The sequence below is a fragment of the Pseudomonas sp. EA_65y_Pfl1_P113 genome, from assembly GCF_963970525.1.
GTDB classification, from domain to species: domain Bacteria; phylum Pseudomonadota; class Gammaproteobacteria; order Pseudomonadales; family Pseudomonadaceae; genus Aquipseudomonas; species Aquipseudomonas tritici.
The window spans coordinates 1-450 of the sequence record NZ_CAXAQM010000593.1 but is presented as its reverse complement, the minus strand read 5'-3'; the positions used below and the strand labels follow the sequence as shown (position 1 = coordinate 450).

1 protein-coding gene is annotated in these 450 nt (G+C 64.7%); it reads left to right on the top strand.

Annotated elements, in window-relative coordinates:
* Positions 1 to 450: efflux RND transporter permease subunit (locus tag AACY52_RS31250; protein WP_339561532.1), on the top strand; the 450-nt coding region annotated here is incomplete at both ends.

The window sequence follows — 450 nt, the reverse complement described above, 5'->3', positions numbered from 1 at the left end:
AGCTCCGCGGGCTTCAGGACTGGTTCCTGCGCTACGAGCTGAAAACCGTGACCGGCGTCGCCGAGGTCGCCAGCATCGGCGGCATGGTGAAGCAATATCAGGTGCTGCTCGATCCAGTGAAGCTCGCTGCCTACGGCGTCACCCATCAACAAGCAGTCCAGGCGATCAGACAAGCCAACCAGGAGTCGGGCGGCTCGGTGCTGGAGATGGCCGAAGCCGAATATATGGTCCGCGCCTCGGGCTATCTGAAGACGCTCGACGATTTCCGGGCGATCCCGTTGAAGACAGCAAGCGGTGGCGTTCCGGTCCGGCTAGGCGACGTCGCCACGATCCAGATCGGTCCGGAGATGCGGCGCGGCAGCGCGGAGTTGAACGGCGAAGGCGACGTCGCCGGCGGCGTCGTGATCCTGCGCTCGGGCAAGAATGCCCGCGAAACGATCGCAGCGGTCA